Origin of the sequence: Ideonella alba, assembly GCF_018069875.1 — a bacterium.
GTDB lineage: Bacteria > Pseudomonadota > Gammaproteobacteria > Burkholderiales > Burkholderiaceae_C > Ideonella > Ideonella alba.
Genome location: NZ_JAGQDF010000002.1, coordinates 499,397 through 514,886 on the forward strand (window position 1 = coordinate 499,397; position 15,490 = coordinate 514,886).

A 15,490-nucleotide genomic window follows, 5' to 3' on the forward strand; every position below is an offset into this window, starting at 1 on the left:
TGGCTCATTCGTCCAGGGTGCGCGGCTTGAAGCGCCGGTTGTCGTCGAACAGGAAGGCCTCGGTGTAGCGCCAGGGCTTGGGCAGTCTGCGCATGTCGCCATAGGGCGCGCCGCGCTTCATGGCCTCGATCGCCAGCTGCGTGGTGTCCTTGGCCTGCGACGGGTAGCGCAGCACATTGATCTTCAGGATGCGGCCGTCGGCATCCAGCTCGGCCTCCAGCACCGGGATGGCCAGCAGCGGCTCGGGCGCGTCCTCCAGGTAGGTCATCGACGCGTTGGCCTCGACCAGCCGGCGCGCCGCCTGCAGCCGGAATTCGGCCGGGGTGCGGGCGGCGGGCGTGCTGGGCGCCGGAGCGGGCGCCGGACGGGTGCTGGGGGCCGGGGCGGGGGCGGGCGCCGGCATCGGGGTCTTGCAGCCCGACAGCCAGGCCGAGCCGCCCACGGCCGCCAGCAGCGCCCAGCCGCGCCAGGACGACCAGAAGGCGTAGCCGATCGGGTGGGGTTCAGTGAAGCGCACGGTAGATCTCCAATGCCAAGTCTCTTGATATGCCTTCGACACCTTGCAGGTCCTCGACGCTGGCGGCGGCCACGCCGCGCACGCCCCCGAAGCGCTGCAGCAGTTTCGCGCGTTTCTTGGGGCCCACGCCGGCAATGTCTTCCAGCCGGCTGCCGCCGGTGCGCACGCTGGCGCGCTTGCTGCGCATGCCGGTGATCGCGAAACGATGCGCCTCGTCGCGGATCTGCGCCACCAGCATCAGTGCCGCCGAGTCCGGCGGCAGTGACAACTTCTCGCGGCCGTCGGCAAACACCAACTCTTCCAGGCCGACCTTGCGGCCCTCGCCTTTCTCGACACCGACGATCAGGCCCAGGTCCAGACCCAGCTCGCTGAACACCTCGCGCGCCATGCTCACCTGGCCCTTGCCGCCATCCACCAGCACGATGTCGGGCAGCCGGACCTTGGCGGTGGGGGGCGGCACGCCTTCGGCCGCCACCTGCTCGGCCAGCTTGGCGTAGCGGCGTGTCAGCACCTGGCGCATGGCCGCGTAGTCGTCACCCGGGGTGATGCCGTCGATGTTGAAGCGCCGGTACTCGCCGTTCTGCATCTTGTGGTCCTGGAACACCACGCAGGATGCCTGGGTCGCCTCGCCGGCCGTGTGGCTGATGTCGAAACATTCGACACGGAACGTATCCGGGTCGTCGATCGCCAGGTCCAGCGCGTCGATCAACGCACGGGTGCGCTCGCGCTGCGAGCCTTCCTCGGCCAGCAGCCGCGCCAGCGCCAGGTCAGCGCCGGTCTGGGCCATCTCCAGCCAGATGCGGCGCTGCTCGCGGGGCTGGTGCTGGGCGCTGATCTTCACGCCGGTGGACTCGGCCAGCGTGGCCAGCAGGCCCTTGTCCACCGCGTGGCTGGTGACCAGCAGCGGCGGCGGCGTGCCCTGCAGGTAGTGCTGGGCGATGAAGGCGTCCAGCACCTGCTGCTCGGGGCTGCGCGTGTCCTCGTCGCCGCCAGCCAGCGCGGTGGCGTCCTCCACATGGGCGGGGAAGAAGGCGCGGTCGCCCAGGTGCCGCCCGCCACGCACCATCGCCAGGTTGACGCAGGCGCGCCCGCCGGCCACCTTCACCGCCAGCACGTCCACCTCGCGACCGGCCGAGGACAGGCTGCTCTCGTCCACCGCCTGCTGGTGCTGCACCTTGGCCAGTGCGCTCAGGCGGTTGCGGACCTCGGCGGCCTTCTCGTACTCCAGCGCGTCGGCAAACGCCATCATCTGCGCCTGCAGGTCGGCCACCACCTGCTGCTCGTCGCCGAGCAGGAAGCGCTCGGTGTCGCGCACGTCGCGGGCGTAGTCCTCGGCCGAGACCAGGCCCACGCAGGGGCCCGAGCAGCGGCGGATCTGGTAGAGCAGGCAGGGCCGCGAGCGGTTGGCGAAGACCGTGTCCTCGCAGGTGCGCAGGCGGAAGACCTTCTGGATCAGCTGGATCGCCTCGCGCACCGCACCGGCGCCCGGGTAGGGCCCGAAGTAGCGGTGCTTGCGGTCCACCGCGCCGCGGTAGTAGGCCACCCGCGGGAAGCCGCCGCCGGTGATCTTGACGTAGGGGTAGCTCTTGTCGTCGCGGAACAGGATGTTGAACTTGGGGTTCAACGCCTTGATCAGGTTGTTCTCCAGCAGCAGCGCCTCGGCCTCGGTGCGCACCACCGTGGTCTCCAGGCGGGCGATGCGCGCCACCATCAGGCCGATGCGGGTGCCGCCGTGGTCCTTCTGGAAGTAGCTGGAGACGCGCTTCTTCAGGTCGCGCGCCTTGCCCACGTAGAGCACGTTGTCGCGCGCATCGAAGTAGCGGTAGACGCCGGGCAGGCCGGGCAGCGCGGCCACCTCGGCCAGCAGGCGCTCGCGGGCGGCCGCCGCCGCCTCGACCAGCGCCTGCTGGGCGCGGGCCTCGGCGGCCTCGCTGGCCGGGGCAGGAACGGGGGACGGCTCGGGGACTTCCATGCAGGCGCGCATTGTGCCCTTCGATAATGCCCACCATGGCTGCGCCGCTCTGGGACCTGTTCTGCCGCGTGATCGACAACCACGGCGACCTCGGCGTGTGCTGGCGTCTGGCCGTGGACCTGGCCGAACGGGGCCAGCGGGTGCGGCTGTGGGTGGACGATGCCGCCGCGCTGGCCTGGATGGCGCCGCAGGGCCACCCGGGCGTGCAGGTGCTGCGCTGGCAGGAGGACGCCTTGCCCACGCCGGGCGAGGTGGTGGTCGAGGCTTTCGGCTGCGACCCACCTCCGGCCTTCGTCGCCGCGATGCGCGCCGAGCAGCGCCCGCCGGTGTGGCTGAACCTGGAGTACCTCAGCGCCGAGCCCTATGTGGAGCGCAGCCACGGCCTGCGCTCGCCGGTGATGAGCGGCCCGGGCGCCGGTCTGGACAAGTGGTTCTTCTACCCCGGCTTCACGCCCGCCACCGGCGGCCTGCTGCGCGAGCCCGGCCGCATCGAGGCGCTGGACGCCTGCGCGCGCGATGCCTGGCTGGCCGCCTGGGGCGTGCAGGCACGACCCGACGAGCGACTGGTCAGCCTGTTCTGCTACCCCGGCGCGCCGGTGGACCGGCTGCTGGCGGCCCTGGCCGGCACCCCGACGCTGCTGCTCACCACCCCGGGCGCAGCCACCGCCGCGCTGCAGGGCCGCGCGCTGCCGCCGGGCCTGCGCAGCCTCGCCCTGCCCTGGCTGCCGCAGGCCGCCTACGACCAGTTGCTGGCCGTGTGCGACCTGAACCTGGTGCGCGGCGAGGACAGCTTCGTGCGCGCCCAGTGGGCCGCGCGCCCCTTCCTGTGGCAGATCTACGTGCAGGACGACGGCGTGCACCAGGCCAAGCTGGAGGCCTTTCTGCAGCGCCTGCGGCAGGATCAGCCACCGGCAGTGGCCGGCGCGGTGGCCCAGGCCTTCCGGGCCTGGAATGGCTTTGCCGCCGACGGGCTGGACCCGCTGCCGCCGCTGGCGGATTGGCAGGCGCTGACCCGGCGCTGGCGCGACCGGCTCTTGACCCAGGTCGACCTGACAACGCAGCTCCTCGCCTTTGTCACCGAAAGGCGTTAAAATTCAAGGCTTTGCGAAAAACGGCTGGCTGGGCCTGCACCGGACAGCCTGGGGCGCAAGCCCGGTTTTTCGCGACCCACTCATTTCAATCAGGCCCCGGTCACCCCGCGGATACCCCGCGACGGCACGCTGAACAACGCCCCGGGCCCCCAGCTGGAACAGCACCATGAAACTCGCTCAGGAAATCCGCGCCGGCAACGTGATCATGCAGGGCAAGGACCCGATGGTCGTGCTGCGCACCGAATACAGCCGCGGCGGCCGCGGCGCCGCCACCGTGCGCATGAAGATGAAGAACCTGCTCAACGGCGCCGGCGCCGAAGTGGTCTTCAAGGCCGACGACAAGATGGAGCAGATCGTCCTGGACACCAAGGACTGCACCTACACCTACTTCGCCGACCCGATGTACGTCTTCATGGACGCCGAGTACAACCAGTTCGAGGTCGAGGCCGAGAACATGGGCGACGCGGTCAGCTACCTGGAAGACAACATGCCGGTGCAGGTCGTGTTCTATGACGGCAAGGCCATCTCGGTCGAAATGCCCACCACCGTCGTGCGCGAGATCGAGACCGAGCCGGCCGTCAAGGGCGACACCTCGGGCAAGGTCATGAAGCCCGCCCGCATCGTCGGCACCGGCTTCGAGATCGCCGTGCCGCTGTTCGTGGAAAACGGCGACAAGATCGAAATCGACACCCGCACCCACGAATACCGCAAGCGCGCCTGACGCGGCGCAGCGCCCGGCGCGGTCCGGGCAGGCATCATGGGCACCTTCTCAGGTGCCCTTTTTCTTGTCCACCATGGCCCTGTCCTTCGATTTCGAACACACGGTGACGGCCCCGTTCCGCATGCAGCCCGGGCTGCGGCGGCTGGCGGCCGACACCCCCCAGCTGACCCCGGTCGCCGCCGGCTCGCGCCACCTGCGTGAAAAGGTGGCGGTGTTGCAGCGCTGGCCGACCGAGGCGCTGCTGACCTCCCCGGGTGCCGACCCCACACCGGCGCTGGATGCCCTGGCCGCCCATGCCGCGCAGGCCCACCCGACCGCCTGGCAGGTCCAGCCCGATGGTCGCTGGCACGCCCCGGTGCTGGGCTGCACGGTCGCGCCCGACGGCACGCTGCAGGCCGATCCCGGCGCCTGGGCCGAGCCCGCCCGCGCGCTGGCGGCGCTGCCCGCCCCGCTGCGCCGCAGCGCGCTGCTGGCGCTGGCCTTCGCCGAGGACCTGGCCCTGGTCGACGGCCGCGACGGCAGCCTGGCCTGGCTGGCGGTGTGCCTGCCCTCGCACTGGGCGCCGCGCGACAAGATCGGCCGGCGCTTCGCCGAAGCCCACGCCCCGGTGGCCGATGCCGACAGGGTGCGCCAGGCTGGCGCCCACCTGATGAAACTGGTCTGCGGTCCGGATGCCTGGGAGCGCTTCGTCTGGACGATCACCGATTCGCCGTGGCTGCATGGCCACCCCGACCGCGCGCCCCACGCCTGGCCACGCGACCTGGACCCTGGCCGCCCCGGCGACGCCTGGTTCCGCACCGAGCACCAGTGCTTCCTGCCGCTGCCCGCGCTGCAGCAGGCGATCTTCACGATCGGCGTGCAGGTGCGCCCGCTGGCCGAGGCGGTCGACACGCCCGAGCGCGCCCAGGCGCTGCACGACACGCTGGCCAGCATGAGCCCTGCGGTGCTGGCCTACCGCGCGCTGGACGGCGTGCAGGGGCCGCTGCTGCGCTGGCTGGCGGCCCGCGCCGCGGCATGAAGACCGCGCCCATCGTCCCGGGCGCGCTGCGGCTGGACCAGCCCGGCTTCGAGGGCCTGCCCTATGCGCCGGCCTTCGGCGATGTCTTTCACCCGCGCGCCGGGGCCTTCACCCAGGCGCGCCATGTCTTTCTGGCCGGCAACGGCCTGCCAATGCGCTGGCGGGGTCGCCAGCGCTTCGTGGTGCTGGAGACCGGCTTCGGCCTGGGCAACAACTTCCTGGCCACCTGGCAGGCCTGGCGCAACGATCCGCAGCGCAGCCAGCGCCTGGTCTTCGTCTCGATCGAGAAACACCCGCTGCGCGTGGACGACCTGGTGCGCGCCCACGCTGGCAGCGAGGCTGCCGATCTGGCGCGTCAGCTGCAGGCCGCCTGGCCGCCCCTGACCCCCGACCTGCACACCCTGGACTTCGACGACGGCCGCGTGCGCCTGCTGCTGGCCTTCGGCGACATCGCCGACTGGCTGCCGGAGCTGGTGGCCGAGGTCGATGCCTTCTACCTGGACGGCTTTGCACCTGCGAAGAACGCGGCGATGTGGGACGCGCGCCTGTACCCGGCGCTCTCCCGCCTGGCCTCGCCAGACGCCACCGCCGCCACCTGGAGCGTGGCGCGCGATGTGCGCGAGGGCCTGGCATCGGCCGGCTTCAGCGTCGAGCGCCAACACGGCCTGGGCGGCAAGCGCGAGATCAGCGTGGCGCGCTTCATCGGTGCTCAGCGACGTGCCCTGCCCCCCCCGGGCCGCCGCAGCGCGCCCACAGCCCGCAGCGCGCTGGTGATCGGTGCCGGCGTGGCCGGCGCGGCGGCGGCCGACGCCCTGGCCCGCGAAGGGCTGAGCGTGACGGTGCTGGAACGCCGCAGCGCACCGGCGCAGGAGACCTCGTCCAACCGCGCCGGCCTGTTCCACGGCGTGCTGCATCCGCACGACGGCGCGCATGCGCAGCTGCTGCGCGCGGCGGCGCTGCGCACGGCGCAGCGACTGGCGGGGCAGCTTGGCACCCAGGCCTTGCCGGGCGCCGTGGAGGGTCTGCTGCGCGGCGGCGGTGACGATCCCGCCGAGGTCCTGCAGGCGCTGGCCGATCAGCAGGGCCTGCCGGCCGGCTATGTGCAGGCGCTGCCGGCCAACGAGGCCTCGCGCCGGGCCGGCCTGGCGCTGCCGCGGCCACAGTGGTTCTACCCCGGCGGCGGCTGGGTCAGCCCGCCGGCCCTGGTGCGCCGCCTGCTGGACGCGCCGGGCATCACGCTGCGTCCCGACAGCGATGTCGCGCGGCTGGTCCGCGAGGGCGGCCTCTGGCAGGCGAGTGATGCGCAGGGCCGCGTCCTGGCCGTGGCCGACGTGGCGGTGGTGGCCGGCGCCCTGGACGGCCTGGCGTTGCTGGTGCCGTGGCACCCGGAGGCCGCGGACTGGCCCCTCGGCCAGCAGCGCGGCCAGGTGAGCATCGTGCCGCCGTCGCTGGCCTCGGACCTTCCGAAGCCCGCACTGCCGCTGGCCAGCGGCGGCTACCTGATCACGCTGCCCGATGCACTGGGCGGCGGCCTGCTGTGCGGGGCCACCTCGCAACGCGGCGACACGGACGCTGCCGTGCGCACGGACGACCACCGGCGCAACCTGGCCCGCATGGCCGAGCTCACCGGCCAGCCGGTGGACCCGCTGCTGGCCGAGCACCCGGCGCTGGAGGGCAAGGTGGGCTGGCGCCTGGCCGCCGACGATCGGCTGCCCCTGGTGGGTCCGGTGCCGGCCGATGCGCCCGCGCGTGCCGGTGCGCGGCGCCAGGAGCAGCCGCGCCAGGTGCCACGCGTCGAGGGCCTGTACCTGCTCACCGCGCTGGGCTCGCGCGGGCTGACGCTGGCGCCGCTGCTGGGCGAGGTGCTGGCAGCGTGGATCTGCGGCGCGCCTGTGCCGCTGGCGGCCAGCCTGCTCGATGCGATCGATCCGGCGCGCTTCGTCGCCCGCGCCGCCCGCAAGCCGGCTTAGAACGCCAGCGTCTTCACGCCCTGCGGCGTGCCCAGCAGGCAGACCTTGGCCTTGTGGCGGCCGAAGATGCCCACCGTGACCACGCCGGGCCACTGATTGACCTCGGCCTCCATGGCCAGCGGGTCGGTGATCTGCAGGCCGCGCACGTCCAGGATCAGGTTGCCGTTGTCGGTCACCACGCCCTCGCGGACCGTGCCGGTGCCGCCATAGGTGGCGGCAAAGCGGCGCGCCACCTGGGCTGCCGCCATCGGAATCACCTCGACCGGCAGCGGGAAGCGGCCCATCACCGGCACCAGCTTGGATTCGTCGGCGATGCAGATGAAGCGCTCGGCCAGGTCGGCCACGATCTTCTCGCGCGTCAGCGCCGCGCCGCCGCCCTTGACCATGCAACCGCTGTGATCGATCTCGTCGGCGCCGTCGATGTAGACCGGGATGGACTCGACCTCGTTGGCGTCGAACACCGGGATGCCCAGCGCCTGCAGGCGCTCGGTGCTCTTGACCGAGCTGGACACCGCACCGCGGATCTGGTCCTTCATCGTCGCCAGCGCGTCGATGAAGCAGTTGACGGTGGAGCCGGTGCCCACGCCCACAATGGAGCCGGGCACCACATAGGCCAGTGCGGCCTGGCCGACAAGGGCCTTGAGTTCGTCTTGCGTCATGGCGGCGATTATCGCTGTCGGTTACGCTGGCCTGATGCACCACCTCACCCGGCGGCAGGCGCTCGCCAGCCTCGGCCTGCTGCCGCTGACAGCCCAGGCGGATCTGTGCCGCGATGGCCGCCGCCAGTCACCGATCGACATCGTGCCCACGGCGCAGGTCCCGCTGCCGCCGCTGCGCGCCGACTGGCAGCCCTCGCCGCTGCGCTGGGTCCACGATGGCCACACGCTGCGCGTGCGCAGCGCCCCGGGCAGCCGGCTGTGGGTGGGCGCGGTGCCGCACACGCTGCAGCAGTTCCACTTCCACTTGCCCGGCGGCGACCGCATCCGCGGCGAGAGCTTCCCGCTCGGACTGCATTTCCCGCACAAGAGCCCCTCGGGGCAGCTGGTGACGCTGGTGCTGCTGTGCCGTGAGGGCGCACCCCACCCCGCCCTGGCGCAGCTGCCACTGCCCTGGCCGCGGGCCGGTCAACCCGAGCAGCGGGTGGACGGCGCCAGCGTCGACCCCGGCCGCTGGCTGCCCACCGACCTGGCCTACTACCGCTACGAGGGCTCGCTGACCAGCGCGCCCTGCACCGAGGGCGTCGTATGGCTGGTGCTGAAGGCGGTGGCCACGGTGTCTGCGGCGCAGCTGACCGCGCTGCGGGCGGTGATGGCACCGAATGCGCGCGCCGTGCAGCCATCGAACGGCCGCGCGGTCCTCGCCTCCTGAGGCGGGTCAGCGACAATCGCCGGTTGACCGCCCGCCCACACCCTTCTATGAGCAATTTGCCTGCCTGCCCCGCCTGCGCCGCCGACTACACCTATGAGGACGGCAGCCAGCTGGTCTGCCCCTCCTGCGGCCACGAATGGAACCCGACCGACGCCACCGCCGAGCCGGCCGCCAAGGTCTGGAAGGACGCCCATGGCAACCTGCTGCAGGATGGCGACAGCGTCACGCTGATCAAGGACCTGAAGATCAAGGGCTCATCGTCGGTGATCAAGGTGGGCACCAAGGTCAAGAACATCCGCCTGATCGAGGGCGACCACGACATCGACTGCAAGATTGACGGCTTCGGCCCGATGCAGCTGAAGTCGGAGTTCATCAAGAAGGCCTGAGCCGGCCCAGACAGCTGACGTGCCGCTGAAGGCGGCCGGCGCGGTTGACCCGCCTCAAGCACCGCGACCTCACCCGCGGGCATCGTCGCGGCATGCCCTTTGCCTGCCCCGCCCTGCGGCCGCTCTCGCTGGCCGCCCTGATCCTGCTGGCCGCCACGGCCGGCGCCGCCCTCCCTGCCAAGCCCGATGAGGGCGTGGCTGTGCCCGTCACGCCCGCGATGACCGGCGCCGGCATCGTCTCCAGCGGTGTCCAGCTGCCGCCGATCCCGCCGGTCACCGGCAGCCGCCGCCAGCCGGTGGCGTCCTGGGGCAAGCCGATGCCCTACCCGATCATCGTGGCCGACCGCCGCAACAACCGGCTGATCGAGATCGCGCCCGACAAGCGCATCGTCTGGGAGATGCCCTCGCCCGACCTGAGCTTCTACCGCGGCAACGAGGACGTGAACTTCTCGGCCGACGGCAAGACGCTGGCGGTCAGCGAAGAAGACAACTTCGACATCCATCTGGTCGACTACGACAGCCGAACCGTCACCTGGACCTGGGGCATCCCCGACCGGCGCGGCAAGACCGGCCGGTTGATGAACTACCCGGACGACTCGCACCTGCTGGACGACGGCCAGTTCCTGACCGCGGACATCCGCAACTGCCGGGTGCTGATCGTCAACCCCAAGACCGACCAGATCACCACCCAGTGGGGCCGACCCGGCCAGTGTAGGCACAACCCGCCGCACACGCTGGCCTGGCCCAACGGCGCCACGCCGATGGACAACGGCGACATCCTGGTCAGCGAAATCACCGACGCCTGGATCTCGCGCATCACGCGCAGCGGCGAGGTCAAGTGGAGCGTGCGCGCGCCCAAGCTGCGCTACCCCTCCGACGCCTTCCCCACGGTGGACGGCCAGCAGGTCATCGTGGCCGACTTCGCCAAGCCGGGCCGCATCATCATCTTCGACCCCAGGACCGGCAAGGCCACCTGGGAGTATTTCGAGACCAGCGGCGAGAAGATGCTGGACCACCCCTCGATCGCCCGCGAACTGCCTGACACCGGCGACATCCTGGTGGTGGACGACCTGCGCAACCGCGTGCTGGTGATCGACCGCCAGACCAAGGCCATCATCTGGCAGTACGGCGTGACCGACACCCAGGGCCACGCGCCGGGCTACTTCAACTACCCCGACGGCGTGGACATCGACGTCTTCCGCGACTGGCGGCCCACGGCGGCGGCCGGCGCGAAGAAGTGACCTGAGACAATCGCGGCCACCATGGCCCTGATCCCGTACGCCCTCACCCGCCCCATCCTGTTCGGGATGGACCCCGAAGCCGCGCACGAGCTGACGCTCGAGCAGATGGCGCGCTTCCAGAACACGCTGCTGCAGTGCCTGTGGTCGCAGCCCCGCGTGGACGACCCGGTCACCGTGGCCGGCCTGCGCTTTCCCAACCGCGTGGGCATGGCCGCCGGCCTGGACAAGAACGGCCGCGTGATCGACGGCCTGGGCGCCATGGGCTTCGGCTTCATCGAGGTGGGCACGGTCACGCCCAAGGCCCAGCCGGGCAACCCCAAGCCACGCATGTTCCGCCTGCCGGCGAAGAACGCGCTGATCAATCGCCTGGGCTTCAACAACGAGGGCCTGGACGCCTTCCTGGCCAACGTGCAGCGCGCGCGCAGCTTCCGCGCCAGCGGCGGCATCCTGGGGCTGAACATCGGCAAGAACGCCGTCACGCCGATCGAGAACGCCACCGCCGACTACCTGAGCTGCCTGGACGGCGTCTACCCGCACGCCGACTACGTCACCGTCAACATCAGCAGCCCCAACACCAAGAACCTGCGCGCACTGCAAAGCGACGAGGCGCTGGACGGCCTGCTGGGCGCGCTGGTCGAGCGCAAGGCCCAGCTGTCCGCGCGCCTGGGCCGCAGCGTGCCGATGTTCCTGAAGATCGCCCCCGACCTCGACGAAGACCAGGTGCGGGTGATCGCCGCCACACTGAAGAAGCACGGCATGGACGGCGTGATCGCCACCAACACCACGATCGCCCGCGACGCGGTGCAGGGCCTGCCGCATGCCGACGAAGCCGGCGGTCTGTCAGGCGCCCCCGTGCTGGAGCCCAGCAACCGGGTGATCCGCCTGCTGCGCGCCGAGCTGGGCGCGGGCTTCCCGATCATCGGCGTGGGCGGCGTGCTCAGCGGTGAGGATGCGCGCAGCAAGATCGCCGCCGGGGCCGACCTGGTGCAGCTCTACACCGGCCTGATCTACCGCGGCTCGCCGCTGGTGCGCGAAGCGGCGATGGCGCTGCGCCACTGATCAGTCACCCACCACCACGCCTTCTCGCCGCGGATCGGCACCGCCCCGCCAGCCGTGGCCCGCGGGGTCGCGCTGCAGCACATGGATGCCGCTGGGAATCTCGTCCTCCTGCAGCTGCTGGCCGCGGGCCCGCAGGCCCTGCAGCAACTCGGCTGACCAGCGGCCGCGCTCCAGCCAGCTCTGCGGCGTGTTGAAGTTCACCAGGTGCGGCGCGTCGGTCGCCTGCTGCGGCGTCAGGCCCTCGGCCAGGCCCTGCAGCGTGCCGGCCACGAAATGGATGATCGCGCCGCCGCCGGGTGAGCCCAGCGTGGCCAGCAGGCGGCCGTCGCGACGGTCGAAGACCAGCGTGGGCGACATGCTGGAGCGCGGCCGCTTGCCGCCCTCGGCGCGGTTGGCCACCGGCCGGCCGTCGGCGCCCGTGGGCTGCATGGCAAAGTCGGTCAGCTCGTTGTTCAGCAGGAAGCCGCCGGGCAGGCCGGTGCCGCCGTCGCACAGCAGGCCGCTGCCAAAGCCCGCCTCGATCGTGGTGGTCAGCGCCACCGCACGGCCCTGGGCGTCGACCACGCTGATGTGGCTGGTGCCGTGCTCGGGCTGCGGCGCCTGCGGCGCGAACGCCAGCCGCGCGCCCCCGGGCTGACCGGGGCTGGCGGTGCCCATCGCCCGGGTCTGGATCAGGGCGGCGCGCTGGCGCAGGTAGGCGGGGGCCAGCAGCTGCTGCCAGTCGCCGCCAGGGGCCGCGACAAAGGCCGGGTCGGCCAGGTACTGGGCACGGTCGGCATAGGCCAGGCGCGCGGCCTCGATCCAGCGGTGGGCGCGTTCGGTGGGATCGGTGCTGGGCGGCAGCGCGTCCAGCAGGCCCAGCAGCTGCATCACCGCGATGTGGCCGCTGGACGGTGGCGGCATGCCGCAGACCCGCCAGTCCCGCCAGTCGGTGCAGATCGGCTCGCGCAGCAGCGGCTGGTAGGCCGCCAGGTCGGCCTCGTTCAAGGTGCCGGGGCGCTCCGGGTGGCGCTGCACGCGCTGGGCGATGGCGTTGGCCACCGCACCGCGGTGCAGCACGTCGGCCCCCTCGCGGGCGACACGGCGCAGCACCGCCGCAAGCGCCGGATTGGTCAGGCGGTGACCCACCGGCCAGGGCTGGCCCTGGGCATCGAAGAAGAAGGCGCGGGCCGCCGGGTCGGCACGCAGCTGGGCACTGGCGGCGATCGACTGGTGCAGCCGCAGGCTCACCGCAATGCCCTGCTCGGCCAGCTCGATGGCCGGTTGCACCAGGCGCGCCCAGGCCAGGTGGCCGCCGCGGCGGTGGGCCGCCTCCAGCATGCGCAGCGTGCCGGGCACCCCCACCGACCGCCCGCTGGCGATGGCCTGCGCCATTGGCAGCGGCCGGCCCTGGGCGTCCAGGAAGAGCGCGGGCGTGGCGCCGGCCGGTGCCGTTTCGCGACCGTCCCAGGCCTGCAGTTGCCGGCCGTCCCAGCTGAGCAGGAAAGCGCCACCCCCCAGGCCGCTGGACTGCGGCTCCACCAGGGCCAGCACCAGCTGAGTGGCGATCGCCGCGTCCAGCGCGTTGCCGCCGTCGCGCAGGACCTGCGCGCCGACCTCGGCCGCCAGCGGGTGCGCGGCCGCCACGCCCTGGCGCTGCAGGGCCCGGCCCGCCTTGACCTGGGGCGCGGTGGCGATTTCCGGCGCCTCCCAGCGGGAGGGCGGGGCCTGGCAGGCCGGCAGGGCCAGGGCACTCAGCAGCAGGGCCAGCCAGGTCCGCCCGTGGCGCCAGAACGTCCGATTCATGCGCCCGATGCTACGCCGCAACCCCCCTTGTCCGCAGGGGAGGCCCGGGACAGTCGCCCCATGGATCCCGGTCGGCGGTGTCACCAACGGGACATCCGACCCGCGACGCGGCCGTCCCCCGGATTGACGATGACATCACCGCGCCACACCGGCCCGGCCCACCCACCAGGAGCCCGATGATGAACACCCACCCCCTTCTCTGCGCCGTCGCCCTCGCCGCCTCGCTGGCGGGCGCGTCCACCGCCCAGGCCGCCAATGGCTGGCAGATGGTGGCCTCCGGCTGCACGCCCGCACCGGCCAGCGCCAAGCTGCTCACCGTCAGCACCAAGAGCGGTGCGGTCAACTTCAAGGACGGCAAGACCGGCACCGCGGTGCTGATCTGCCCGATCAACTACGAGTTCACCGGCACCAATGTGCTGGACCAGCTGGAGGTCCAGGCGCTGGACGCGACGGCCAATGGCTCGGTGCGCGCCACGCTGGTGCGCAAGAGCAAGACCACCGGATCGATCGAGACGCTGGCCAACGTCGTCAGCGCCGATGCCACCGGCGTGCAGAACACGCTGGCCGGCTTCACCCCGGCCTCGATCAACTTCTTCACCCACGCCGCCTATGTGGTGCTGCAGCTCAGCCGCACCGACCCGGCGGCTGACGTGCAGGCGCACATGGTGCACCTGAGCCGCTTCATTCCCTGAGTGCTCACCGGCCCGCCCGGGCCATTTCAACCACCCTGCCGGACTCCGGCTTCTCACCCTGAAAGGAACGACCATGAACACCTCCCTCATCACCCGCGCCGCCGCTGCCCTGCTGCTGGGCTCCGTCGCCGTCCTGGCCCAGGCGGCCGATGTCAACGGCAGCTCGCGGGCCCAGGCCCAGAGCGACGTCAAGCCGATGTTCAAGCCCGGCAAGCCGCGTGTCTGGGACGCGGTGGTCTCGGACGCCGGCGTGCTGCAGCGCGGCGGTGCCATCGGCGCCTCGGCGGTCAACACCAGCGGCGCCTACCAGATCGACTTCCCGGTCGACGTGACCCAGTGCAGCTTCGTCGCCAGCCTGGGCAGCGTGGACATCGGCACGCCGGCATCGGGCCAGGCGGTGACCGCCCGCCGCGTCGGTGCGGCGAATTCGGTCTTCGTGCAGACCACCGACGACGCCGGCACCCGCGTGCCGCGCGCCTTCCACCTGGTGGTGGTCTGCGCCTGATCAGCCGCGGCCGAAGCCGGCATCGCGGGCGCGCACGATGGCGCGCGCCCGATTGTCGGCACCGATCTTGTCGAAGATGGCGGTGATCTGGTTGCGCACCGTCTTCTCCGACAGCCCCAGGGCCGCGGCGATCTGCGCGTTGTCGCGGCCCTGGGCCATCAGCTCCAGCACCTCGCGCTGGCGCGGTGACAGGCCGCCGAAATCGACCGCGCCGCTGCCTTGGCCCGGCCGCGCAGGCAGGAAGGCGTCCACCGCCTGCCACCAGGCCTGCCAGCCGGGTTCGGTCTCGAGCAGCAGATGGTTGCCGCTCTCGATCACCACGAACTGCGCGCCGGGGATCTGGGTGGCCAGCAGGCGCCCCTCTTCCAGCGGCACGCGCACGTCATGGCGGCTGTGCAGCACCAGCGTCGGGCAGCGCACCTGCGGCAGCAGCGCCTGCACATCGATGCCGGCGAACACGCGCATGAAGCGCGCGGCGTTGGCTGGCGAGGTGGACAGCCGCTCCATCTCGTTGAACCAGGCGTGCTGCTCGGGCGTGCCGCCGGGGATGAACTGGGTGGTGAAGAACTGCCGGAACGACGGGTCCTGCTTGCCCCAGCCCAGCTCAGCCAGGCGGCACATCATCTCGGCCTCGTCACGCGCCTGTGGCGAATCGGCGCGCACCAGCCGGCCACGCGCATAGCCGCCATGCAGCACCAGATGCGAGACGCGCTCGGGGTGGCGCACCGCATAGGCCACCGCCACCGCGGCGCCCTGCGAGATGCCCAGCAGCGCGAAGCGCTCCGGCGCACCCACCGCATCAACGACGCATTCGAGGTCGTCCACCCAGTCGTCAAAGCCCAGCGAGGCGACGTCCCAGTCCGACCAGCCGCAGCCGCGTTCGTCATAGCGGACCAGGCGCGTGCGCTCGGCCAGCGCACGCAGCAGACCGCGCCAGACCGGACTGTCCCAGTCGGCTTCCAGGTGCGACAGCCAGGTGGCGGCCTTGATCAGCACCGGCTCGCCGAGACCGGCCACCGAGAACGCCAGACGGACCCCGTCGGCGGTCTGGGTGAAGCGGATCTGCTGCTGGGAAGGCACCGGCGGGGGCATGGTCAGAGACTAACGTCCCGACCCCACCCGCTGGAAGCCCTTGATCGCGGGACGGCCCCGCGATGGTGCGTGC

General features: G+C 71.9%; 15 protein-coding genes. 10 read left to right on the top strand and 5 right to left on the bottom strand.

Going from position 1 to position 15,490, the window contains the following annotated elements; all coding sequences use genetic code 11:
• Positions 1 to 4: 4 nt before the first annotated feature.
• Positions 5 to 517 carry a hypothetical protein gene (locus KAK07_RS05295; RefSeq protein WP_310740701.1) on the bottom strand — a complete coding sequence of 171 codons (513 nt, stop codon included), beginning with the start codon at positions 515 to 517 and terminating at the stop codon, positions 5 to 7.
• Positions 504 to 2,489, bottom strand: a complete 1,986-nt coding sequence (uvrC, locus tag KAK07_RS05300; protein ID WP_210859341.1) for an excinuclease ABC subunit UvrC — start codon at positions 2,487 to 2,489, stop codon at positions 504 to 506. The genes KAK07_RS05295 and uvrC overlap by 14 nt, the downstream gene beginning before the upstream one ends.
• Before the next feature lie 35 nt (positions 2,490 to 2,524).
• Between uvrC and earP the strand changes: the two genes are divergently transcribed.
• From earP to mnmC, 4 genes are all read left to right on the top strand, one after another.
• Positions 2,525 to 3,580: an elongation factor P maturation arginine rhamnosyltransferase EarP gene (gene earP / locus KAK07_RS05305; RefSeq protein WP_210859342.1), complete on the top strand. Its 1,056-nt coding sequence runs from the start codon at positions 2,525 to 2,527 to the stop codon at positions 3,578 to 3,580.
• 166 nt (positions 3,581 to 3,746) lie between these two features.
• Positions 3,747 to 4,301, top strand: a complete 555-nt coding sequence (gene efp / locus KAK07_RS05310) for an elongation factor P (protein ID WP_210804109.1) — start codon at positions 3,747 to 3,749, stop codon at positions 4,299 to 4,301.
• A 73-nt stretch (positions 4,302 to 4,374) separates the two neighbouring features.
• Positions 4,375 to 5,319: a heme-dependent oxidative N-demethylase subunit alpha family protein gene (locus tag KAK07_RS05315; protein ID WP_247664247.1), complete on the top strand. Its 945-nt coding sequence runs from the start codon at positions 4,375 to 4,377 to the stop codon at positions 5,317 to 5,319.
• Complete coding sequence (gene mnmC, locus KAK07_RS05320) at positions 5,316 to 7,289, top strand: bifunctional tRNA (5-methylaminomethyl-2-thiouridine)(34)-methyltransferase MnmC2/FAD-dependent 5-carboxymethylaminomethyl-2-thiouridine(34) oxidoreductase MnmC1 (protein WP_210859346.1); 1,974 nt, start codon at positions 5,316 to 5,318, stop codon at positions 7,287 to 7,289. Before KAK07_RS05315 ends, mnmC begins: the two co-directional genes overlap by 4 nt.
• Here the strand turns inward: mnmC and rpiA are convergent.
• Positions 7,286 to 7,948 carry a ribose-5-phosphate isomerase RpiA gene (gene rpiA, locus KAK07_RS05325; protein ID WP_210855969.1) on the bottom strand — a complete coding sequence of 221 codons (663 nt, stop codon included), beginning with the start codon at positions 7,946 to 7,948 and terminating at the stop codon, positions 7,286 to 7,288. The two genes, mnmC and rpiA, sit on opposite strands and share 4 nt — an antisense overlap.
• A gap of 34 nt (positions 7,949 to 7,982) precedes the next feature.
• Between rpiA and KAK07_RS05330 the strand changes: the two genes are divergently transcribed.
• The 4 genes from KAK07_RS05330 (at position 7,983) to KAK07_RS05345 (ending at position 11,343) form a co-directional block, all read left to right on the top strand.
• Entirely contained in the window at positions 7,983 to 8,657 is a 675-nt protein-coding gene (locus tag KAK07_RS05330; protein WP_210859348.1) for a carbonic anhydrase family protein, read from the top strand.
• A gap of 47 nt (positions 8,658 to 8,704) precedes the next feature.
• Positions 8,705 to 9,043 (top strand): zinc ribbon domain-containing protein YjdM, encoded by a 339-nt coding sequence (locus tag KAK07_RS05335; RefSeq protein ID WP_210859350.1) that lies wholly within the window; start codon positions 8,705 to 8,707, stop codon positions 9,041 to 9,043.
• 92 nt (positions 9,044 to 9,135) lie between these two features.
• Positions 9,136 to 10,284 (top strand): outer membrane protein assembly factor BamB family protein, encoded by a 1,149-nt coding sequence (locus KAK07_RS05340; RefSeq protein ID WP_210859351.1) that lies wholly within the window; start codon positions 9,136 to 9,138, stop codon positions 10,282 to 10,284.
• 21 nt (positions 10,285 to 10,305) lie between these two features.
• A complete protein-coding gene (locus KAK07_RS05345; RefSeq protein WP_210859354.1) occupies positions 10,306 to 11,343 on the top strand; it encodes a quinone-dependent dihydroorotate dehydrogenase in 1,038 nt (345 codons plus the stop codon).
• On the opposite strand, the gene KAK07_RS05350 is transcribed toward KAK07_RS05345, so the two are convergent.
• On the bottom strand, positions 11,344 to 13,128 hold the full coding sequence (locus KAK07_RS05350) for a gamma-glutamyltransferase family protein (protein ID WP_210859356.1): 1,785 nt from the start codon (positions 13,126 to 13,128) through the stop codon (positions 11,344 to 11,346). It lies immediately after the preceding gene.
• A 179-nt stretch (positions 13,129 to 13,307) separates the two neighbouring features.
• Here KAK07_RS05350 and KAK07_RS05355 point away from each other — a divergent pair, with 179 nt between their 5' ends.
• A complete protein-coding gene (locus KAK07_RS05355) occupies positions 13,308 to 13,820 on the top strand; it encodes a hypothetical protein (protein ID WP_210859358.1) in 513 nt (170 codons plus the stop codon).
• A gap of 73 nt (positions 13,821 to 13,893) precedes the next feature.
• Positions 13,894 to 14,325 carry a hypothetical protein gene (locus tag KAK07_RS05360; protein WP_210859360.1) on the top strand — a complete coding sequence of 144 codons (432 nt, stop codon included), beginning with the start codon at positions 13,894 to 13,896 and terminating at the stop codon, positions 14,323 to 14,325.
• On the opposite strand, the gene KAK07_RS05365 is transcribed toward KAK07_RS05360, so the two are convergent.
• The gene (locus KAK07_RS05365) at positions 14,326 to 15,417 is read right to left on the bottom strand and encodes an alpha/beta fold hydrolase (protein WP_210859362.1); all 1,092 of its coding nucleotides are present in this window, start codon (positions 15,415 to 15,417) and stop codon (positions 14,326 to 14,328) included.
• Positions 15,418 to 15,490: the final 73 nt, after the last annotated feature.